At 65.9% G+C, this 21750-nt stretch carries 22 protein-coding genes; 18 read left to right on the top strand and 4 right to left on the bottom strand.

Annotation, left to right across the window (positions count from 1 at the left end):
• Positions 1-13: 13 nt before the first annotated feature.
• The 4 genes from AC1D3B_RS28530 (at position 14) to AC1D3B_RS28515 (ending at position 4308) form a co-directional block, all read left to right on the top strand.
• Positions 14-1213, top strand: coding sequence for an ABC transporter permease subunit (locus AC1D3B_RS28530; RefSeq protein WP_478194039.1), 1200 nt, complete (start codon positions 14-16; stop codon positions 1211-1213).
• A gap of 19 nt (positions 1214-1232) precedes the next feature.
• Positions 1233-2006 carry an ABC transporter ATP-binding protein gene (locus AC1D3B_RS28525; protein WP_478194038.1) on the top strand — a complete coding sequence of 258 codons (774 nt, stop codon included), beginning with the start codon at positions 1233-1235 and terminating at the stop codon, positions 2004-2006.
• 16 nt (positions 2007-2022) lie between these two features.
• Positions 2023-2814, top strand: coding sequence for an ABC transporter ATP-binding protein (locus AC1D3B_RS28520; protein WP_478194154.1), 792 nt, complete (start codon positions 2023-2025; stop codon positions 2812-2814).
• Between the two features lie 315 nt (positions 2815-3129).
• A complete protein-coding gene (locus tag AC1D3B_RS28515) occupies positions 3130-4308 on the top strand; it encodes a PLP-dependent transferase (protein WP_478194037.1) in 1179 nt (392 codons plus the stop codon).
• A 1182-nt stretch (positions 4309-5490) separates the two neighbouring features.
• On the opposite strand, the gene AC1D3B_RS28510 is transcribed toward AC1D3B_RS28515, so the two are convergent.
• Positions 5491-5982 carry a hypothetical protein gene (locus AC1D3B_RS28510; protein WP_478194036.1) on the bottom strand — a complete coding sequence of 164 codons (492 nt, stop codon included), beginning with the start codon at positions 5980-5982 and terminating at the stop codon, positions 5491-5493.
• A gap of 143 nt (positions 5983-6125) precedes the next feature.
• Between AC1D3B_RS28510 and AC1D3B_RS28505 the strand changes: the two genes are divergently transcribed.
• Genes AC1D3B_RS28505 through AC1D3B_RS28490 form a run of 4 tightly spaced genes read left to right on the top strand, consistent with a single transcriptional unit; the run spans position 6126 to position 10929 of the window.
• Positions 6126-7286 (top strand): mandelate racemase/muconate lactonizing enzyme family protein, encoded by a 1161-nt coding sequence (locus tag AC1D3B_RS28505; RefSeq protein WP_478194035.1) that lies wholly within the window; start codon positions 6126-6128, stop codon positions 7284-7286.
• A 46-nt stretch (positions 7287-7332) separates the two neighbouring features.
• Positions 7333-8472: a M24 family metallopeptidase gene (locus tag AC1D3B_RS28500; RefSeq protein ID WP_478194034.1), complete on the top strand. Its 1140-nt coding sequence runs from the start codon at positions 7333-7335 to the stop codon at positions 8470-8472.
• A gap of 40 nt (positions 8473-8512) precedes the next feature.
• Entirely contained in the window at positions 8513-9952 is a 1440-nt protein-coding gene (locus AC1D3B_RS28495; RefSeq protein ID WP_478194033.1) for an amidohydrolase family protein, read from the top strand.
• A complete protein-coding gene (locus tag AC1D3B_RS28490; RefSeq protein ID WP_478194032.1) occupies positions 9952-10929 on the top strand; it encodes an amidohydrolase family protein in 978 nt (325 codons plus the stop codon). Before AC1D3B_RS28495 ends, AC1D3B_RS28490 begins: the two co-directional genes overlap by 1 nt.
• Here AC1D3B_RS28490 and AC1D3B_RS28485 read toward each other — a convergent pair.
• The 3 genes from AC1D3B_RS28485 to AC1D3B_RS28475 are packed head-to-tail and all read right to left on the bottom strand — an operon-like array spanning position 10903 to position 13174.
• On the bottom strand, positions 10903-11949 hold the full coding sequence (locus AC1D3B_RS28485; protein ID WP_478194031.1) for a CobW family GTP-binding protein: 1047 nt from the start codon (positions 11947-11949) through the stop codon (positions 10903-10905). The two genes, AC1D3B_RS28490 and AC1D3B_RS28485, sit on opposite strands and share 27 nt — an antisense overlap.
• Positions 11927-12415: a RidA family protein gene (locus AC1D3B_RS28480; RefSeq protein WP_478194030.1), complete on the bottom strand. Its 489-nt coding sequence runs from the start codon at positions 12413-12415 to the stop codon at positions 11927-11929. The genes AC1D3B_RS28485 and AC1D3B_RS28480 overlap by 23 nt, the downstream gene beginning before the upstream one ends.
• Before the next feature lie 12 nt (positions 12416-12427).
• Positions 12428-13174: a GntR family transcriptional regulator gene (locus tag AC1D3B_RS28475; RefSeq protein WP_478194029.1), complete on the bottom strand. Its 747-nt coding sequence runs from the start codon at positions 13172-13174 to the stop codon at positions 12428-12430.
• Between the two features lie 213 nt (positions 13175-13387).
• Here AC1D3B_RS28475 and AC1D3B_RS28470 point away from each other — a divergent pair, with 213 nt between their 5' ends.
• From AC1D3B_RS28470 to AC1D3B_RS28425, 10 genes are all read left to right on the top strand, one after another.
• Complete coding sequence (locus AC1D3B_RS28470) at positions 13388-14359, top strand: ABC transporter substrate-binding protein (RefSeq protein ID WP_478194028.1); 972 nt, start codon at positions 13388-13390, stop codon at positions 14357-14359.
• A gap of 12 nt (positions 14360-14371) precedes the next feature.
• Complete coding sequence (locus AC1D3B_RS28465) at positions 14372-15196, top strand: ABC transporter permease (protein WP_478194027.1); 825 nt, start codon at positions 14372-14374, stop codon at positions 15194-15196.
• Between the two features lie 31 nt (positions 15197-15227).
• Positions 15228-16016, top strand: coding sequence for an ABC transporter ATP-binding protein (locus AC1D3B_RS28460; RefSeq protein ID WP_478194026.1), 789 nt, complete (start codon positions 15228-15230; stop codon positions 16014-16016).
• Between the two features lie 18 nt (positions 16017-16034).
• Positions 16035-17123 carry an NAD/NADP octopine/nopaline dehydrogenase family protein gene (locus tag AC1D3B_RS28455; protein ID WP_478194025.1) on the top strand — a complete coding sequence of 363 codons (1089 nt, stop codon included), beginning with the start codon at positions 16035-16037 and terminating at the stop codon, positions 17121-17123.
• Positions 17120-18010 carry a dipicolinate synthase subunit DpsA gene (locus tag AC1D3B_RS28450; protein WP_478194024.1) on the top strand — a complete coding sequence of 297 codons (891 nt, stop codon included), beginning with the start codon at positions 17120-17122 and terminating at the stop codon, positions 18008-18010. Before AC1D3B_RS28455 ends, AC1D3B_RS28450 begins: the two co-directional genes overlap by 4 nt.
• Positions 18007-19356, top strand: a complete 1350-nt coding sequence (locus AC1D3B_RS28445) for a dihydroorotase (RefSeq protein ID WP_478194023.1) — start codon at positions 18007-18009, stop codon at positions 19354-19356. Before AC1D3B_RS28450 ends, AC1D3B_RS28445 begins: the two co-directional genes overlap by 4 nt.
• Positions 19357-19358: 2 nt before the next feature.
• Positions 19359-20033, top strand: coding sequence for a hypothetical protein (locus tag AC1D3B_RS28440; protein ID WP_478194022.1), 675 nt, complete (start codon positions 19359-19361; stop codon positions 20031-20033).
• Position 20034: 1 nt separating this feature from the next.
• Positions 20035-20229: a 2-hydroxymuconate tautomerase gene (locus AC1D3B_RS28435; protein WP_478194021.1), complete on the top strand. Its 195-nt coding sequence runs from the start codon at positions 20035-20037 to the stop codon at positions 20227-20229.
• Positions 20229-21218 carry an isochorismatase family protein gene (locus AC1D3B_RS28430; protein ID WP_478194020.1) on the top strand — a complete coding sequence of 330 codons (990 nt, stop codon included), beginning with the start codon at positions 20229-20231 and terminating at the stop codon, positions 21216-21218. The genes AC1D3B_RS28435 and AC1D3B_RS28430 overlap by 1 nt, the downstream gene beginning before the upstream one ends.
• A gap of 113 nt (positions 21219-21331) precedes the next feature.
• Positions 21332-21750 (top strand): Rossmann-fold NAD(P)-binding domain-containing protein (locus AC1D3B_RS28425; RefSeq protein WP_478194019.1); only part of this gene is annotated, 419 nt, incomplete at its 3' end.

Genomic DNA, 21750 nt, shown 5'->3' with positions numbered 1-21750 from the left:
GGAGCAGCACACCATGAAGAACAGCAAGAACCTCGCGCTCTACATCCTGGGCGTCGTCGCCGTGCTCGCCCTGCCGATCTTCCTGCAAAGCCAGGGCAACGCCTGGGTGCGCATCGCCGACATCGCATTGCTCTACGTGATGCTCTCGCTCGGCCTGAACATCGTCGTCGGGTACGCCGGCCTGCTCGACCTGGGCTATGTGGCCTTCTTTGCGATCGGGGCCTACCTCTTCGCGCTGATGGGCTCGTCGCACCTGTCCGAAACCTTTCCGTGGTTCAAGGCCATGTTCCCGAACGGGCTGCACACCTCGCTGCTCATCGTGATACCGCTCGCGCTCGTGGTGGCCGGCATGCTGGGCGTGCTGCTCGGTGGGCCCACGCTCAAGCTGCGCGGCGACTACCTGGCCATCGTGACGCTGGGCTTCGGCGAAATCATCCGGGTGTTCCTGAACAACCTCGACCAGCCAATCAACATCACCAACGGACCGAAGGGCATCACCGCCATCGACTCCGTCAAATTCTGGGGGCTCGATCTCGGCAAGGCGTGGAAGTTCGACGGCTTCTCGATCTCCTCGGTCACGCTCTACTACTACCTGTTCCTTGCGCTGGTGGTCGCCACGATCATCATTTCGCACCGCCTGCAGATGTCGCGCATCGGCCGCGCCTGGATGGCCATCCGCGAGGACGAGATCGCGGCCAAGGCCATGGGCATCAACACCCGCAACATGAAGCTGCTGGCCTTCGGCATGGGTGCCAGCTTCGGCGGCGTGTCGGGTGCGATGTTCGCGTCGTTCCAGGGCTTCGTCTCGCCCGAGTCGTTCAGCCTCATGGAGTCGGTGATGATCGTCGCCATGGTGGTGCTGGGCGGCATCGGCCACCTGCCGGGCGTGATCCTGGGCGCCGTGCTGTTGGCCGCCTTGCCCGAGGTGCTGCGCTATGTGGCCGGCCCGCTGCAGGCGATGACCGACGGCCGTCTCGACGCGTCCATCCTGCGCCAGCTCTTTATCGCGCTGGCCATGATCATCATCATGCTGGTGCGGCCGCGCGGCCTCTGGCCTTCGCCCGAGCATGGCAAGACCTTGCAGCGCAAGGGGGCCGCGGCCCCCGGCGCACCGGTGGCGCCAGCCTCGGTGCAGACCCACGCGCCGGGCATCGAGACGCGCGCCGACGAGTTGCCGGGTGCGGCCTATCGCCCCATGTCGATCAATCCGTGAGCCGAAGGAGAAAATCAACATGACGACAGATACCATCCTCGACGTCCGCGGAATCTCCAAGCGCTTCGGCGGCCTGCAGGCGCTGTCCGACGTCGGCATCACCATCAAGCGCGGCCAGGTCTACGGCCTCATCGGCCCCAACGGCGCCGGCAAGACCACCTTCTTTAACGTGATCACCGGGCTCTACACGCCCGACAGCGGCAGCTTCGAGCTGGCCGGCAAGCCCTACCAGCCCACGGCCGTGCACGAAGTGGCCAAGGCTGGCATTGCGCGCACCTTCCAGAACATCCGCCTGTTCTCCGAAATGACGGCGCTCGAGAACGTCATGGTGGGGCGGCACATCCGCACGCATTCGGGCGTGTTCGGGGCGATGCTGCGCACCGGCAGCTTCAAGGCCGAGGAAAAAGCCATCGCCGACCGCGCACACGAGCTGCTCGACTATGTGGGCATCGGTAAGTTCGCCGACTACAAGGCGCGCACGCTGTCGTACGGCGACCAACGCCGGCTCGAGATCGCGCGCGCACTGGCCACCGACCCGCAGCTCATCGCGCTCGACGAGCCCGCCGCCGGCATGAACTCGACCGAGAAGGTGCTGCTGCGCGAGCTGATCGACCGCATCCGCAAGGACGACCGCACCATTCTCATAATCGAACACGACGTCAAGCTCATCATGGGCCTGTGCGACCGCGTCACCGTGCTCGACTACGGCAAGCAGATCGCCGAAGGCACGCCGTACGACGTGCAGAAGAACGAGAAGGTGATCGAGGCCTACCTCGGCACCGGAGGACACTGAAATGGCGACAACGATGATGACGAGCGCAGAAGAAACAACGACGGCAACGGCAACGGCAACTGCAACCCCGCGGAAGACCGCGGCCGACGCCCCTGGCAGGACGCTGCTCAAGGTCAGCGGCCTTAAGGTCGGCTACGGCGGCATCCAGGCGGTGAAGGGCGTGGACTTCGAGGTCCACGAAGGCGAGCTGGTTTCGCTGATCGGCTCCAACGGCGCCGGCAAGACCACCACCATGAAGGCGATCACCGGCACGCTGCCGGCGGGTGCCGGCACCATCGAATTCCTGGGCCGCAACATCAAGGGGCGCGGCGCCTGGGACCTGGTGGGCGAAGGCCTCGTGATGGTGCCCGAAGGCCGCGGCGTGTTCACGCGCATGACGATCACCGAGAACCTGCAGATCGGTGCATACATCCGCAAGAACAAGGCCGAGATCGCGAGCGACATGGAACGCGTGTTGGTGACCTTCCCGCGCCTGCGCGAGCGTAAGGACCAGCTCGCGGGCACCATGTCGGGTGGCGAACAGCAGATGCTGGCCATGGGCCGTGCGCTCATGGCGCGGCCCAATGTGCTGCTGCTCGACGAGCCCACCATGGGCCTGTCGCCGATCATGTGCGACAGGATCTTCGAGGTGGTTCAGACCGTGGCCGCGCAGGGCGTCACCATCCTGCTGGTTGAGCAGAACGCGAACCGCGCACTGCAGCTGGCCGACCGCGGCTACGTGATGGAGTCAGGCCTCATCACGATGACGGGCGACGCCAAGGATCTGCTGAGCGACCCGCGGGTCCGTGCAGCGTATCTGGGCGAGTAATTTCATTCAGACGGCGCCGTCAGTTCATCTCGCTATCGTCGTCCCCGCTACCGCCAACCTCGGCGCCAGCGCCAGCGATCGTTGCAGTTGCTGCTCTTGCTGCCGAGAAATCCGTCTTGAGTTCAGGCGCGGCGCGATCGGCGTGAGCGTGACGTGGCCAGTCCCGGCGGCTACAGGCTGCGCAGCGTGGCTTCGCGACGTGCTGCGTTGCCACATAGACGCAATCCGACATGCAATTTCCCCAGCTCCGCGCAGGGGCGGTAGCCTCCTGATTCGATACATTTAAGACCCCGATCTGCAGAAGAGTTTTTCGCCATGTCTAAAGACATCAGCACCAAGCTGATCCACCATGACTACCTCCCGCCGGCCGACTATCAGGCGGTTCCCCCGGGCGTGTTCAAGGGATCGACGGTCTTGTTCCCCAACGCGGCAACGGTGCGCGAACGTGCCAAGGCATTCGGCCACCGCGACGGGTACAGCTACGGACTCTATGGCACGCCGACAACGTACACGCTTGAACAGCGCCTGTGTACGCTCGAAGGCGGCAGGCACTGCCTGCTCTGCCCGAGCGGGCAAGCGGCCATTGCCGTGGTCAACCTCAGCTTGCTGTCGAGCGGCGACGAGGTGCTTCTGCCCAGCAACGTCTATGGGCCCTCGCTGCGCCATGCACGTGCGACCCTCTCACAGCTGGGCATCTCCCATCAGTGCTACGACCCCTTGGACGTCACCGATCTGCGGGCCAAGCTCAGCGGGCGTACCAAGCTCGTCTGGGTCGAGGCGCCAGGATCGATCACCATGGAATTTCCGGACCTTCGCGCATTGGTGGCAACGGCCAAGAAGGCGGGCGCGGCCGTCGGGCTCGATAACACCTGGGGTGCGGGCATCGCTTTCGCCCCTTTCGAAATGGGCGTGGACATCAGCGTCCACGCGCTGACCAAGTACCCTTCAGGCGGTGCCGATGTTCTGATGGGATCGATCATCACCAACGACGACAAGCTGCACGACAAGCTCCGCGTCGCCTACCTGGACCTGGGCATGGGCGTGGGCGCCAACGATGCGGAGCTGGTGCTGCGGGGGTTGGCATCCATCAAGGCTCGCTATGACCTGCATGACGCTACGGCTCGAGCGCTTGCCTCCTGGTTGGCCGGACAGGACGGCGTCAGCAGGGTCCTGCATCCCGCTCTGGAATCCTGCCCTGGTCACGAGCACTGGGCAACGCACTGCAGCGCAGCCGCCGGTCTCTTCTCGGTGCTCATCGACGAATCCCGTACCCCCGCGCAAGTCGATGCCTTCTGCGACGGTCTTCAATTGTTCGGGATTGGCCTCTCCTGGGGCGGACCCATGAGCCTGGTCATGCCCTATGACATGGGAAGCATTCGCAGCGGCAAGCAGAGCTATGCCGGACATCTGCTGCGTTTTTCGGTCGGCCTGGAGAGCGTTGACGATTTGCGAGAGGATCTGGCACAGGCCTTGTCCGCGGCATTGGTTGCATAGTCACGCAAGCACAAGCCACAGGCATCTCCCCCGCGCAATTGCGCCGCACGAAGCAATCCGCTTTTGCCCGGCGCATTCGGGCGCTGGAGCACTGGGCGGGCACAGACCTGGTGGACCGCAGCCGTTCGCCGATCCGGCGCACCCTGGCCGGAAAGACCCTGCACTCCCGTGCATTCGAGATGCTCGAGGCGTCGCAGCGGATGCGCGCGATCTCACGATCGTATTCAACTGCGGCGCGGAACATGATCGGGTTCGCCATGCCGCACTCGCTGGCGTCTAGCTTCTTTCCCATGCCCATTCATCACGGTCCCCAATTGCCGCAGATCTGCTCTGGACATTCTGGCCGAAAGAATGATTGCTTGGCTCGACGGCAGAGCGCACCACCGCAGCGAGACAACGGCGCGAATCCTGGATATTGCGCTGCGCAACCTCAAGGAGGCCGGATTCTTCCACGCCGACGAACCATCCCAGGACACAGGTAAGGGTTGCAAGTGAACGAGTCGTAGTTGCCGATCCGCACTATTTCCGAAGCGGCCCCTGGCGCTCGTGCTGACCGATACAGACCGGTACGGAGCAAATGCAGCAGTGACGAGCTCGGATGCCCGAGGGGGCAGGGGCGCGGTCTGTGACTGGGCCAGCATGTCCTGCGACAAGTCCACGCGCCGCTGGATTGGTTGCACGTGGATTTCTTGCCCTTGGACCCGTCCAACGTTCGCCAACTATGACTCGGGCGCGATCGTGAAGTTGCTGAGGATTGCCGAATTCGTTGACATCGGCTGCCCCATCATTGCTGCGGAGATGGGACACGCGTCAGCCGTGGCTATAGCGCGATAGGGCCAAATGAGCTTGCCCCCGAAAAGCTATCTAATTCCATGGGCTGGCCGAACACCGCAACCCAAAGAAGGGAGCTCACTTGGACGATTTTCCGGGGCGCAAGGGCGGTGCGGCTTCGTTGCCTTGTCGGTGGGCTTCGAGCTGGCGCAGCGCAGCCATCGACGAAGCTTGGCTCTCGTGGAGCTGTGCGATCTCGCGCTCCGACTGCTCCTGGTGGCGCTGAAAGCTGGGAGGCGAAGTCGGTTGCCCGCTGCTCGAAGCCGGCGGCGCGCTCGCGCAGGATGGCCAGCTCGACCTGAGACGCTTGATGCTCGCGCGACCAGGCGGCGGCGGCGGCGCGGTGCGCAGCTACCTCGGCCTGCAGCGCCTGTTGGGAAGAGCGCCCAGCGCGGTGCGTGCTGCCTCCGCTTCAGAAGGCGAGCCTTTTGTGCAGTCGCCGTGCAGATACGTGGAGGCGCTGTCCCGCTCCAAAAAAGCCGCTCTAGAAAGCACCTCAGGTCGGTTCTTGAAGAGTCGATTCGACGGGACGTCGGTTGGCCAGCTTGCTCCAACCAGTTCCTGAAGATTGCGTTCGAACTTCTCCAGCAGCGTGTGCATCTCCTGCCGCATGCGGGTGAACTCGATGGATGCTGCGCGGCTGGCGATGTCGGCGTCGAAGGCGGCGCGCGTCTCGAAGATGCACTCCCATCGCACGTCCGGACCCGCGCCTTCCACCTTCTGGTAGATGCGACCCGGTGGCAAGCCCAGCCGCACTCTCAGTTCGCTCGCGCGTACGCGTTGGGCGAGCACGGCTTCGACCTGGCCTTCGAGCGCGTAGTAGTTGGTGATCTCCACAAGCATGGGCGTTCCTCTGGTTTCGCTGCGCTTCGATTCTGCCAAGGCATTCGCTATTGACAATCACAATATTTGATCACACACTGTGATCACACGCAATATGCAGGCTCACTGCGGCGTTCAGATCCACCCATGCGAGGAGTTCAACGATGCCAACGATTCAGTCCGTCGAGACGCTGCTGGTCCAACTGCCTACGCGACGCGAACACAAATGGACCGGTCTCACGGAGCCGATCGGCCGCTACCTGCTGACACGCATGGTCGACAGCGAGGGCCGCGTCGGCTGGGGCGAGGCGCCTGCGCTCAAGGACTGGGGCGGAGAGTTCGGCCGCTACTTCGGCGAATCGACGCTGATTGCCAAGACGGTGATCGAGAAGTACCTGGCGCCCGCGCTGGTCGGCGTCGAACTCGGCAACTTCGCCGAGATGCACGCCCGCATGGACGTCGTCATCCGCGGCTACCCCTATGCCAAGGCTGCGCTCGATTTCGCGGCCTACGACCTGACGGGCCGCTGGCTGGGCGTGCCGGTGCACGTGCTGCTCGGCGGCAAGGCGCGATCCCGGATCATGGTCACGCATTCGATCGGCCTGATCTCCGTTGCCGAAGCGGAGAAGGAGGTCGCCCAGGCGGCAGCGGAAGGCATCCGGACGATCAAGATCAAGATCGGCGGCGACCCCCGGCGCGACATCGACATAGTGCGCACCATCCGCGCGACCGTGGGCGATGGCGTGGAACTCTGCGTCGACGCCAACGAGGGCTATGCCACGCCCGGTGAGGCGATTGCCACGGTGCGCGCGATGGAGCCCTACCGCCTCAAGTACGTCGAGCAACCGGTCATGGGAATCGAGCGCATTGCCGAGGTGGCCCGGGCCATCGACCCGCCAGTCATGGCCGACGAGTCGGCCTGGAATGCGCACGACGTGATCCAGATCAGCGAACGGCGCGCGGCGCAGATCGTTTCGATCTACAGCACGAAGCCGGGCGGGCTCTACAAGGCAATGGAGGTCGCGGCCGTGTGCCGCGCCGCCGGCATCATCTGCAACGTCAACGGCTCGGTCGAGACCGGCGTCGGCAACCTTGCCAACATTCATCTGGCCGCGGCCGCGCCCGCCGCGACGCTGTCCTGCGTGGTTCCAGTATCGACGCCGGCCGAGTGGCAGAACGGCCAGATCGGCGGCATCTACTACCGCGACGACCTGATCGCCCAACCCATGAAGCTGGTCGATGGCGGCATCGAAGTGCCCACCGCGCCTGGCATGGGCATCGAGGTCGACCTCGGCAAGATTGAAAAGTACACGGTCCACGACTGAAGGCGGAGCTCCGCATTCCCCCACACTCCACCACCGAAGGTTCCAGATGCGCAAAGCAATCATCGAGCGGCAGATCAAGGCGATCGCCGACCATCAACTCGACGCCATGGTGTCGTGTTCCCCTGAAAACTATGCCTACGCGACCGGCTTCGTCGTGCCCTCGCAGCCGCTGATCCGGCATCGCCACGCGATGGCGATCGTCACGGCCGACAGTCGCACCGAACTGTTCTCGGTCGACATGGAGGCCAGCACCGTGCGGCGCCATGCGCCCGAGGTGCCGACCCGAATCTGGGCCGAGTTCACGGACGACGCGATGGTGGTGCTGGCCGACCAACTGCGCTCGCTTGGCCTGGCCAGGGCACGCATCGGCATCGAGATGGACTACCTGCCGGCCGGGGACCTGGCCCGGCTGCAGAAGGCGCTGCCCGAGGCCCGCATTGTCGCTTGCGAGCAGATCCTCGCCCGCCTGCGCCAGATCAAGACGCCGGACGAGATCGCGCTGCTTCGGCGGCTCTCGCGGATCGCCGACCAGGCCATCACGGACGCGCTCGCCTCGGTCAAGGCCGGCGACTCGGAACTGGACATCGCCGGGCATCTCACGCGGAATGTCTACGCGCTGGGGGCGGAGCATTTCAAGCTCATGATCATCGCGACCGGCGAGCGCAGCGTGCTGCCCAACGTCGGCCCGAGTGACCGTCGGCTGAAACCACGCGATGTCTGCCGGGTCGAGATCTTCTCGGTCATCGATGGCTACCAGGCCGGCGTCTGTCGCACCGCGGTCGTGCACGAGGCACCGCCGAAGGCCGAGGCCATCTGGCAACACCTGGTCGATTGCAAGTACCAGATCATGAAGATGGTCAAGCCGGGTGCCAGCTGTCGCGCGATCTACGACGCTTTCATCGCCAAGCTGGCCGAACTGGACCTGCCGCCCATCTCCTTCGTAGGTCATGGCATCGGCCTGCACTTGCACGAGGACCCCTATCTCGGCAAGACACCCGTGCTGGGCAGGCCTGGCAGCGATGCGGTGATCGAGGAGGGCATGGTGCTGGGCTTCGAGCCTCTGTGCTATGAAACGGGCCATGGATTCGGCATGCAGAACAAGGACATGTTGCTGGTCACGGCCAACGGCTGCGAGCTGCTGTCGGACTATGCCGATACCGACAAGTTGCTGGTCGTGAACGGCTGAGACGCAGCCTCATCAGTTCATTCAACAGGAGACATTCGCCATGCGCACGCTCATCGAGCACCTTCAGTTCGCCTTTCTCGTCGATGCCGATGACACGGTGCTGCGCGATGCCAGCATCCTGATCGAGAATGACCGCATCGCCGACATCGGCCCGGCTTCCGCGGTCGCCGATCGACATCGCGACGGGCACTTCGACCGTGTGATCGACGGCCGCATGCTGGGCATCTGCCCGGGATTTGTCGACAGCCACGTCCACCTGTCGGAGACCCTGTCGCGCGCCGTGTTTCCGGACAACCTCACGACCCGCGCCTGGGTCTTTCATTGGGCCAAGCCCTTCTACGCGCACATCACCGAGGAAGACGAGTACTGGGGCGCGCTGCTCGGCATCACTGAGATGCTGCGCAACGGCACCACCTGCTTTATCGACATGGGGTCTCAATACGACCCCGGCATCACGGTGAGGGCGATGGAGCTGACCGGCATCCGCGGCGTCACGGGCCGTCACGCGGCCGACAACCCGCCGCCCGAACTGCCGCGCGGCTGGACCCAGGAGATGGCAGACCATCACTTCTTCCCCAGCGCGGAAGCGGCGCTGGCCGAGCTCGAGGCCTGCGTGCGCAAGTACGACGGCGCGCTGGACGGCAGGGTGCGCTGCTGGGTCAACATCGAAGGCAAGGAACCCTGCACGCTCGAACTGCACGTGGGTGCCCAGAAGCTGGCCGAGCGGCTCGGCGTCGGTACCACCTACCACCTCGCCACCTCGATCGAGGAAGCCAGGGTCTGCGAGGAGAAGCACGGCTGCTGGCCGATCACACGCATCGACCGGGCAGGCGGCATCGGCTCCAATCTGGTGATCGCGCACGGCGCGGCCGTCAGCGACGAGGAAGTGCAGCTGCTGGCGCGGCGCGGCGCCAAGGTGGCGTTCTGTCCCTGCTCGTCGTTCAAGCTCGGCAAGGGCGCGACCGCGATCGGCAAGTACCCGGAAATGGTGAACGCCGGTGTCACGGTCGGCCTGGGCACCGACGGCGTCTCGGCCGCCGGCAACATGAACCTGATGCGGCAGATGTTGATCGTCGCCGGCATGTTCAAGGATGCGCGCATGAAGCCCGATGTCTTCACGGCACGGCAGGCATTGCGTGCCGCCACCATCGACGGCGCCAAGGCCGCGATGTGGGACCACGACATCGGTTCGCTCGAGATCGGCAAGAAGGCCGACTTCATCCTGTTCGACCTCGACCACGTCGAATGGACGCCCTACCACGACCCGCTGCAGGCACTGGTGTTTTCGGCATCGACCGCCTCGATCACCCAGACTTGGGTGGATGGCAAGACCCTCTACAGCGACGGCAAGGTGCACAGCGTCGACGAGCCGGCCTTGCGGCGCAAGGCACGCGAGCTAGCGGCCGCCGCCGTCGAGCGCGCGGGCCTCAACGACGAGGAAGTCGAGACCACCACGACGCTCTACGACAACGGCAACTGATGCCGCGAAACCTGCTGGGCGTCGCGCTCGCCGACCGGGCTGGCGCCTTCGATCTCGAACTTGTCGAAGGTTGCGTCTCCGGGATCCGGCCGGCGCAGGGCGCGGCGCCGGCGCGCTGGCTGGCGATGCCCTCGCTGGTCAATTCGCACGCGCACGCCAACCGTGCCTTCGCGGCGCCCCTGCTGCGGCCGTCGTCGCTGGGCGATGCCGTGACGTCGGCTCGCAAGGAGCGGCTGGTGGCGTCCGCGCAAGACATCCATGCCCGGGCACTGAAATTCTTCCAGCGCTCGATGCGGCACGGCGTGTCCGCGGTCCGCACCCACACCGACATCGATGGCGTGACCGGCATGCGCGCCATCGATGGCGTGCGGGCGGCCGCCGGTGAGGTCGCCGCGGCGCTGGACGTCGAGATCGTCGCATTCGCGAGTGCCGCCGCCGACCCGGCCGATCCTGGGACGCAGGCGCTTTTCGCCGCCGCGGTCGCTCGCGGCGCCAGCCTGATCGGCGCCGTGCCCGCTCTTTGCGCGCGCCCGGCGCAATCGCTCGACGCGCTGCTGGATGCGGCGCTGGCGCTGGAAGTGGCGGTCGATCTGCAGGCGCGTGGCAGCGATTCGCCGCGCGTGCGGGACCTGGCGCCGGTCGCCGAGGCCCTGCGGGCCGGCGTGGCGGTCCGCTTCGGCACCGACAACGTCAGGGACTGGTTCTTTCCCTTCGGCGACGCCGACATGCTCGAGACCGGTTTGGTCGGCGCAATGGCCACCCACGTGGATGACGCACAGGCGCTCTCGGGTCTGATCTGCGGCGGCCGGCGCGGCATCGAGACCGGCGACGCCGCGGACCTGCTGCTGGTTCCCGCGGCCTCCTTCGACGATGCGCTGGCGCGGCGCCCGGCTGGTCGCATCCTGCTGCGCCACGGACAGGCCGTCGACACGGCAGCGGCTTCAGGCGAGTCACCCTTCGTAGACACCCCGGATTGAATTCTCGATGGCGCTATGCGTGAGGTCGCGCGCGATGAAGACGATCCAGCCGGGCGCCTCGGAACCTTGGGGCCATGCCGGCATGTGCTCGACCGGATAGAGCACGTGCTGCACGCCCTGAACCACGGCCGGGCCCTCGCGACCGGCGATCGACAGCAGTCCCTTCACGCGCAAGATCGAATCGCCACGGCTCGCGAGCAACAGCTCGAGCCAATCGACGAAGGCGGCCCAGTCGACCGGCTGCTGCAGCGCGACCGTGAAGGTCTTGATGGCGTCGTCGTGGCCGGTGGAAAAGGGGATCGCAGGCCCACGGGTCGAGGCGAGCGGCGGCAGCGTGGTGGGCCCGGGTCGCTCCCAGGTGGGCCCGGTGTCGTCGAGGATTTCTGCGGCCGGCAGCGGCATGGCGCCCGACATGCGAAGCGTTGCGGAAGGATTGAGCGTGCCGAGCTTGCCGATCACCAGCTCGCAGGCGGAGCTCTCCACCAAGTCGACCTTGGTGAGGATCAGCCGGTCGGCGTTGGCGAGCTGTTGGCGCGCTTCCCGGTGGCGCGCCAGCGTGCCTTCGCCATTGACCGCGTCCACCGTGGTGACGACCTGACCCAGCCTGAACCAGGGCGCCAACGTGGCTTCGCTCAGGATGGCCTGCATGATCGGAGCGGGATCGGCGAGCCCCGTGGTCTCGACGACGACCCGCGCGAAGGCCGGAATCTCCTTGGCGCGCATCATGGCGTGCAGTTCGGCGAGCGTCGACACCAGGTCGTCGCGGACCGAGCAGCACAGACAGCCCGAACTCAGCAGGACCACGTCTTCGGCGACCTCACGCACCAGCAGGTGGTCGAGGCCCACCTCGCCGAACTCGTTGATCACCACCGCGGTGTCGGCGAGCTGGTCGTCGGCCAGCAGGTGGCGCAGCAATGTGGTCTTGCCGCTGCCAAGGAAGCCGGTCAGCACGTGGATCGGGACGCGGGCGTCGGCCCGGGGCTCGGTGCGGATCACGTCAGGCGATTTCGAAGATTGCATCCACCTCGACCGCGACGTTGCGCGGCAGCGAGCTGCATCCGACCGCGGCCCGTGCATGCCGGCCCGCTTCGCCGAACACCTCGACCATGAGGTCGGAAGCGCCGTTGATCACCTTGGGGTGCTCGCCGAAGCCCGGCGCGGCATTGACGAAGCCGCCCAGTCGTACGCAGCCGGCCACGCGATCGAGGCTTCCGCCCAGCGCCGTGCGCAACTGCGCGAGGATGTTGATCGCGCAGAGGCGCGCCGCCTTCTGGGCGTCTTCGATCGTCACTTCTGCGCCGACCTGCCCGACGTACTGGTCCTTGCCGTTCGCGTTGGGCACCTGTCCGGCGATGAACACCAATGAGCCGCTCTTGCGCGCGGGCACGTAGTTGGCGGCGGGTGCGACCGCCTGGGGCAACTGGATGCCGAGTTGTTCGAGGCGGGCGTCGTGGCCGAGCGTGCTCATGGTGCTGGAGTCTTTCATGGTGATGGATGGTCAGTTGCCGAAGTACATGTCATCGAGTGGCGCACTCAGCAGATCCGTCGTCTGCGGTGCGGCCAGCGCGGGTGCCAGTGAAAAGGCGGTGTTGCGGATGTCACGCAGCACGCCGCGCCGCGCGACCGCGGGCTTCTTGGCTTGCAGTCCTTCGAGGATTTCAACGTGCGCAGAGGCGTCCCAGGGCATGTCGGGCGACAACAGAGAGAGATACATCGTCGGGCCGAACTGCAGCCACAGCGACTCGATGAGCGGCATGAAGACCTCGGTGCCGGCGGCTTCGTAGAGCGTGAAGTGGAAGCGCTGGTTCGATGACAGGCAGCCGATCAGGTGGCGTTTCGCGATCGCGTCGAGCAGTTCTTGGTTGATCGACGTCAGCTGAGCGATCAGGGCCGGCGTCACGTTGCGGCAGGCCATCTCGGCGGCAAGGCCTTCGATGAGTTCGCGCAGTGCGAACAGCTCATTGAGTTTTTTGGGCGTGAGGTGAGGCACGCGCACCGAGCCGCTCGCCGTGTCTTCGAGCGCATTGATCACCACCAAGCGCGTCAGTGCCTCCCGGATCGGCATCGGGCTGGTGCCGAAGCTGCTCGCCAGCTTGCGCAGGCTCATGAGTTGGCCGGGCACGAAGGCACCGACCATCAGACCGCGCCTCAATCGCTGAAAGACTTCCTCGGGCACGCTCCCTCGCGCGCGTTTGCCTGGTTCTTCCGCGGTCTTGGTCGACGGACGTTCAGCGGTTTTTTGCATGATGGTTCTCTTCTGATCGGGGGCTTCGCGAAGGATTGGGGTTAACCCGGTTGATGCTGATTATAAGTGTGATCACACTCTGTGATCAATAGGCGCCTGGAGTTGCAGCGATGCAACCCTAAGCCGGCCGAGCCGCAACGGCAAGCGTCCATCCCGTCCACCCCTCAACGAAATGGCAGGTAATTCATGCGATTCCATCTTTCGGGTAACTCGATGACCTCCAGGTTGCGCGCCGCAGTCTTGGCCGCCGCCTTTGCAATGGCCACGCCTGCGTGGGCCGCCGATCCGGTCAACGTGCGCTTCAGCTGGAAGCTCAAGGGCGAGTACGCCCATCTCTATCTGGCGCAGGAAGCCGGCTTCTATGCCGCGAAAGACTTGTCGGTGCGCATGGGCGAGGGCGCGGGCGCGCCCGCCGCCCTCGGCGCCCTGCTGCAGGGCCAGGAAGACGTGGTGGTGATGCCGGCGATCTTCGCGGTGTCGGCGATCCAGAAAGGCATGCCGATCAAGATCATCGCGCTCTATCAGCCCAAGACGCCGGTGGTGCTGATCTCCCATCCCGACAAGCCGGTGCTGAAGCCCAAGGACATCGAGGGCAAGACGGTGGCGCATTCGGTCGGCGAGACCGGAACCTCCTACCTCGCAGTCTTCTGCGCCGTCAACCACGTCGATTGCAGCAAGGTCAAGAAGGTGCAGATGGACGCGCAGTCGCGCGTGCCGCAATTCCTGCAAAAGCAGGTCGACATGGTGAGCCTCTACAAGAACAACGACCTGCCGGTGATCGAGGCCCGTGTCGGCACCAAGTTCCCGACGCTGGACCTGGCGGCGAACGGGCTTGCGATCCCGGGCTTGGCCGCGGTGTCGAGCAACGCGGTGATCGCGAAGAGGCCCGAGGTGCTGAAGCGGTACCTGGCAGCGGTCAACGAAGGCATCGATACCACGCGCAAGGACCCGAAGGCGGCGGCCGCTGCGATCGCCAAGGCCTGGCAGGGCGGGCCTTCGGCCGACGTGATCGAGGCCCAGGTGCGGGCCACGATGGAGGCCGTCGAGCAGCAGCCCGGCAAGCCGACCGGCTGGACCGAGCCGAAGACCATCGCCCAGGCGCTCGAGCTGCTCAAGACCGACGAAGCCATCGGCACGCCGAAGCCGGTCGAGACCTTCTTCACCAACGACCTGCTGACGCAGTGAGGCGAGGCCACGATGACTGAACTCAAGCATCCCCGGATCGTCGCCATGCCCGCCGTTCGCACCGTGAAGAAGAAGTCGCCGCGCGTCAACCCGCTGGAGCGCTATGCGTCGCTGCTGCTGGCGGTGGCGATCCTCCTGATCTGGCAGTTCGCGGTGCCGCTGGCCGGCCTGTCGGAGTTCGTGCTGCCGACGCCGCTGGCCATCGCCAAGCGGATGGTGACCGACTTCAACCTGCTCGCCACCCACTCCTACATCACGCTGCTCGAGGTGCTCGGCGGCTTCCTGTCGGGCGTCATCGTGGGCATTCCGCTGGCGCTGGCGATCTTCTATTCGAAGGTTTTCGAGCGTGCCGTCTATCCGTTGCTGGTCGCACTGCAGACGGTGCCGAAGATCGCGCTGGCGCCGCTGCTGGTGCTGTACCTCGGCTATGGCTGGGCGCCGAAGATCAGTCTGGCGTTCCTGATCTCGTTCTTCCCGATCGTGATCTCGACCGTGGTCGGGCTGCAGTCGCTCGACAAGGCGCTGGTCAACATGGTGCGCTCGATGGGTGCGAGCGAGTCGCAGACCTTCTTCAAGGTGCGCCTGCCGGCCGCGCTGCCGAGCATCTTCGGCGGTCTCAAGGTGGCGATCTCGCTGGCCGTCATCGGCGCCATCATCGGCGAGTACATCGCCGCCGAGCGCGGCCTGGGCTACCTGCAGCTGCAGGCGAACTCGCAGTTCGACACCACCCTCAACTTCGCGACCGTCGTCACCATCTCGCTGATCGGCGTGCTGCTCTATTTCGTCCTTGCGCTCGTGGAGAGCAAGGTGTCGTTCCACCGTGAAAGCGCCAAATGATGAAGCACGCCATGAAACGCAAGGAGACGCGATGAGCAGCGCCGCCGCCGTCACCATCGAAGGGGTCTCCAAGTCGTACGAGGTGCGCTCGGGCGACGACGTGCTCGCGCTCGACCGCGTCGACCTCGACATCGCCCCCGGCAGTTTCGTCGCCATCGTTGGCCCGAGCGGCTGCGGCAAGAGCACGCTGCTGTCGCTGCTGGCCGGCCTGACGCCGGTGTCCTCGGGCAGCCTGAGCATCGACAGCGACCTGGTGCTGAAGCCTCATCCCAAGGCCGGCGTGGTGTTCCAGTCGGACCTGCTACTCTACTGGCGCAGCATCCTCGACAACATCCTGTTGCCGATCGAGATCAAGGGGCTCGACCGCAAGGCCTACGCCGACCGCGCGCGCGACCTGCTGGCGCAGGTCGGCCTCAAGGGCTTCGCCGACAAGTTCCCGTCCGAGCTGTCGGGAGGCATGCGCCAGCGCGTGGCGATCTGCCGCGCGCTGATCCAGGAGCCCGGCCTGCTGCTGATGGACGAGCCCTTCGGTGCGCTCGATGCGCTGACCCGCGAGCAGATGATCATGGACCTGCAGACCATGTGGATGCGGCTGCGCAACACGGTGCTGTTCATTACCCATGGCATCGACGAGGCCGTGTTCCTGGCCGACCGCGTGATCGTGATGTCGCCGCGGCCCGGCCGCGTCGACCTCGACCTCACGATCGACATCCCGAGGCCGCGCCGCTGGAGCGGCATCCACGAGAACCCGAGCTTCCAGCACTTCGTGCGCCAGGTGCGCGAGATGTTCGAGGCCCAGGGCGTGCTCGTCGCCCATTGAGCAGACAGCGAGGCAGACATGAAAGTTTCGATCCTGGGCGCGGGCGCCGGCGGAGCCGCCGCGGTCGCCGAGCTCATACAAGCGGGTCACGAAGTGATCCTGTGGAACCGGTCGGCCGCGACCCTGGCGCCATTCCAGGCGTTGGGTGGCGTGCGCTATTCGGGGGTGTTGGGCGAGGGCATCGCGCGGCCGCGGCTGATCACGGCCACGCTCGGCGAGGCGATCGCGGGCGCCGATGCCGCCGTGGTGACCTTGCCGACCTTCTCGCACGCGCCGGTGGCGCGCGCCCTGGCCGAGGCCGGCTGGCCGTCCGACCGGCCGGTGGTGCTGAATCCTGGCCATACCGGCGGCGCGCTCGACTTCGCGCAGGCCTGGCGCGGCGTGCGTTCCGATCTGCCGCCGATCGCCGAGTTCTCGACACTGACCTACGTGGCGCGCAAGTGCCAGTCCGACAGCGTGACGGTGACCGGCCGCGCCAAGCAGGTCCGTGCGGCAGCGCTCCCTGCCGGCGATGTGGCGCTGCGCGTGGCATGCGAGTTGTTTCCCGGGGCTTCGCCGGTGGGCGACGTGCTGGCCTCCGCGTTGGCCAACGCCAACCTCGTGCTCCATCCGCCGGGCTCGGTGCTGGGCGCCGCCTGGGTCGAGGCCACGCATGGTGACTTCACCTTCTATGTGCAGGGCATGACACCCGGCGTGGCTCGCACCATGCGGGCGCTCGACGACGAGCGGCTCGCCGTGGCTGCGGCCTTCGGCCACCGTCTGCCCAATCTGGTCGAGGAGATGAAGCTGATCGGCACCGTGGAGCCATCGGTCACCGACTCTCAGGATTTCGTCGCCGCGATCGCTGGCGGCGGGGCCAACCAGCGCATCAAGGCGCCGGATTCGCTGCAGCACCGCTATTACCGCGAGGACTTCGGCCATGGGCTCCTGCCCTTCCTCGAACTCGCGGCGATCGCCGGCGTCGAGACGCCGGTGGCCCGATCGCTCTTCACGCTCGCGCAGGTCCTGGTCGGCATCGACTACCGACAGGGCGGTCGCAGCGCCGAAGCCATGGGCATCGCCGGTCTGTCGAGCGCCGAACTGATTCAACGTGTGAGGTCTGCATGAACTGGAACAACCTTGTTGTCGCGATCGTCGGCGGTGACCGACGCGAGCAGGAGATCGCCCGCTGCGCCCTGGCGGCCGGGGCCGAGGTGCGCGCCTACGGCTTTCCATGGCCCGAGCAGGGCATCGCCGGCGTGCGCCGCTGTGCCAATGCCGCCGAGGCACTGGAAGGCGCGCAGGTAGCGTTGTTCCCGATCCCCGGCATCACGCCCGACGGCGCGCTCTTCGCCCCGCAATGCGATCAGCGCATCATCCCAGACAGCGACATGCTGGCGGCGATGCGAAAGAACGCGCACATCATCCTCGGCTGGGCCGACGCCAAGCTCAAGGCGCATTGCGAGGCGCTCGGCATCACGCTGCACGAGTACGAGTGGGACGAGGATCTGATGCTGCTGCGCGGGCCGGCCATCGTCGAAGGCATGCTCAAGGTCCTGATCGAGAACACCGACATCACGATTCACAAGTCACGCGTCTGCCTGGTGGGGCAGGGCACCATCGGCTCGCTCGTGACCCACACCCTGCTGGCGCTTGGCGCCCGGGTGCATGTGGCAGCGCGCAACGCGGTGCAGCGCGCCGCCGCCTATGCCGCCGGCGCCGAGCCCCACGATCTGAGCGAGTTGGCGCAGGTGCTGCCCGAGACCGACATCGTGATCAGCAGCGTGCCGGCGCGCGTGCTCGGTCGCGAACTGCTCGAGACCCTGCCTTCGCATGCGCTGCTGGTCGACCTGGCAGCGCCGCCGGGCGGTATCGACCGCGAGGCGGCGCAGGCGCTCCAGCTCAAGTTCGTCTGGGCCCGGGGCCTCGGCGCGCGAGCACCCATCACCGTCGGACGCAGCCAGTGGAGCGGCGTGAAGCGACGCATCGACAACATCCTGAAGGAAACACAATGAGCAACGTCGACCTGGTGATTCGAAACGCACGCGTCGTGCGGCACGACGGTGAATTCCACGGTGGGGTCGCCGTGAAGGACGGCAAGATCGTGCTCACCGGCGCCGACACTGCCCTGCCCAAGGGCCATCGTGAGATCGACGCCGGCGGCCGCGTGCTGATGCCCGGCCTGATAGACCCGCATTGCCACCTGGGCGTGAAGTATCCGTATGCCGAGGACATGCGCACCGAGACCGCGGCCGCCGCCTCGGGTGGCGTTACGACCGCGCTGCTCTACATCCGCAACCTCAAGCCTTCCTACCTTCCTTTCTACGAGGAGCGTAAGGCGCTCGGAGAAGAGAATTCGGTGATCGACTTCGGCTTCCACTTCGGCATTCAGCGCGAGGAGCACATCGCGGAGATCCCCGAGATCGTCGCCAAGACCGGCGTTCGCTCGTTCAAGTGCTATTTCGGCTATGAGCCGGACAATCCGATCGGCATCGTGCCGGCCACCGATGGCTGGGTCTATGCCGCGATGCGCATCCTCGCGAAGATTCCGGGCGGCGTGATCAACGTGCATTGCGAGAACACGCAGATCGCCTCATGGATGAAGAACGAGCTCAAGGCTACGGGCCGACAGGATCTCGGGGCCTACACCGAATCGCGGCCAGCCTTCTGCGAGGTGGAGACCATCCGCCGCATGATCTTTCTGGCCGAGCGCACCGGCTGTTCGCTGCACCTGGTCCACACCTCGGTGGGCATGGGCCCGGTGCTGGCGGCCGAGGCGCAGGCGCGCGGCATCCACGTCACCGTCGAGACCTGCCAGCACTACCTTACGCGAACCGCCTACGACAGCGACCTCGACATGCGCGCGAAGATCTCGCCGCCGCTGCGCGACAAGGAGGAGCAGGAGGGCCTGTGGCGCGGCATTCTCAACGGGTCGGTCTACAGCCTGGGCACCGACCACGTGCCGTTCCTGCCGAAGAAGCTCGAGGATCTCTGGACCGAGCTGCCCGGCGTCGTGTCCTTTCCGTGGGAATTACCGCTGATGCTGCATTTCGGCGTGCACCAGCGCGGCTTGTCGGTGTCGCGGCTGGCCCAGCTCAATTCGGCCAACCCCGCACGGCGCTTCGGCCTCTGGCCGCGCAAGGGCAACATCGAGGTCGGCTTCGATGCCGACCTGGTACTGGTCGACCTCGATGAGGAACGCACGGTCCGCCATACGGGCAAGGGCACCTGCATCTACGAGGGTTGGAAGCTCAAGGGCTGGCCCGTCATGACGGTCGCCCGGGGCGATGTGGTCTACGAGAACGGCCAGGTCGCCGAGGGCCACTATGGCCGCGGTCGCTGCCTTTCCGTGCCGACCTGACCATGGAAACCGGACTGTGCGAGCCATGGACGGGCAGCGTGGCGCCGGTGACGCGGAGCCAGGCACAGCGCATCGAGGCGATGCAGACGGCGGCGCGCGAACTCGCGGCTCGGCGGCCATGGCCGCGGCGGGAGCGCCTGTCGGGCATCCACAACCCATGGGGGCATGCTTCGGTGCTGACCGATGCCTGGTGCTTCCTCGATCTGTGCGAGGACAGCGGGATCCTGGACGGCGTCGAAGCGTTGATCGGCAAGGACATCGTGCTGTGGGACACCGAGCTCCATCTGGATCCGGACGACTATCGCCGCTTCGTCGAGGAGGGGCGCGAAGGCCGCTATTGGCCTGTGATGCCGCGCGTCGGCGTCGTGGTGCTGATCGCCCCGGAGGCCAGCCAGCCCGTGACCTGTGTCGCGCTGGAGGCCATCGCCGCCGACCTGCCCGCGTTACGTGCGGCAGGCCCTCTGTTCGTGATCCGCTATATGCCCGGCAGCAGCAGCTTCGTGCGCGACGGGCGCGCGCTGGCCAACTGGATCGCGATGGAGGAGCAGCCGCTCGTCAACTACGCGACGCGGCCACTTTGGATGGTGCGCGGCGAGGACCGCGCAGGCAACGACTTCGTGACGGGCTTTTCGCCCACGGTCCCTCGCTGGGCCGGTTATCAACCTGAGGAGCACTGACATGCCATTCGTGATCGTCGAATTCTGGGAAGGTCGCACGGTCGACCAAAAACGCAATCTGGTCAAGGCCATCACCCAGGCCATGGTCGACCAGGCGGGCTGCAAGCCCGAGCACCTCCACGTCGTGATCCACGACACGCCCAAGGACAGCTGGGGACGCGCTGGCGTGCTCGGCATCGACATGAAGGAAAACTGATGACTCTCAACAATCTCGATCCGCGCACCTCGGCCCTGCTGATCATTGACCTGCAGAACGCCTTCATTCATGACAAGGGCACGCTGGGCATCTCGGGCGTCGACACCCAGCGCTTGTCCTCGATCGTGCCGGTGCTCGCCGACTTGATCCCGCGCTGCCAGGCGGCCGGCATTCCCGTGATCTGGACCGTCCAGGAGCACTTCGCGGTCGATGCCAGCCGCGCTCGCAAGGTGCTCGCGGGCCACACCTCGCGCCGCAAGCAGGTCTCGGCGCTCGCCGGCACTTGGGACGAAGAGATCGTCGACGAACTCAAGCCGCTGGCAGCGGTCAATCCGGCCTACGTGATCCGCAAGCACCGTTTCGGCGCCTTCTACGAGACACGCCTTGAGATGATGCTGAAGATGCTCGGAACGCGCACGTTGTTCGTCGCCGGGACCACCACCAACGCCTGCGTCGAGACCAGCATCCGTGAGGCCTACCTGCGCGACTACGACGTGGTTGCGCTCAATGACTGCATTTCCGGCGTCAATGGAGACTGGGAAGAAACGGCGAAGAAGGTCTGGAAGCAGTACTTTTGCGAGCTCTCCGATTCCAGCGAGATGCGCGGCTGGATCGAGCAGCAGTCCGCGCCGCGAACGCTGGGTTACGGCCATATGCTGATGATGGTGCAGGACGTGGCGCGTTCGACGGCCTTCTACGTCGATCAGCTCGGCTTCACGGTCCGACCCGCGAAGCCGCTCGCGGACGGACGCCCGTTCACCGCCTTCCGACAGGGCTTGGCGATCGTGGGCGGCCGGACCGCGACGCATCAGCAGATCGATCACATGGCCTTCGAGGTCAACGACGTGCGTGCTCTGCGCGACAAGCTCATGAAGGCCGACGTGGAGTTCCAGCAGGACCTTCATGATGGGCCCTATGGATTGACGATCTACGTCACCGACCCGGACGGCACGCGGGTCGAGCTCTACCAGGTGGGCGCGACCGCCTGAGGGCGGCCGACCCCTGGATTCGCCCGCTGCCGCGGGTCCCCTGCGACGCCGTATTGTGCCCGGCCCCATGGGTCGGGCATGGGTGCGCGCGACCCTGCCGATGAGGAGATCGAATGCTGATAGGCGTGCCCAAGGAATCCTCGACCGGCGAAACCCGTGTCGCCGTCACTCCGGAGACCGCGAAGAAGCTCGTGGCCCAGGGTCATGTCATCCGTGTGCAATCGGGCGCGGGTGTCGCGGCCAGCGTCACCGATGCGGCCTATCAGGCTGCCGGTGCCGAGATCACCGACCAGGCCGGGGCCTTGGGCGCCGACGTCGTGCTCAAGGTGCGCTCGCCCAACGATCCCGAGATCGCGCTGATGAAGACGGGCACCGTCGTCATCGGCATGCTCAACCCCTTCGATGGACCCGGCCTGCAGCGCCTCGCGACGGCGGGCCTCACCGCCTTCGCGCTCGAAGCTGCTCCTCGCACCACGCGCGCGCAGAGCATGGACGTGCTGTCTTCGCAGGCCAACATCGCCGGCTACAAGGC

Source organism: Variovorax sp. P5_A3 (assembly GCF_056400665.1).
Note: the sequence above shows the minus strand (reverse complement) of the source record. Positions and strands in the feature narration are given on the sequence as shown.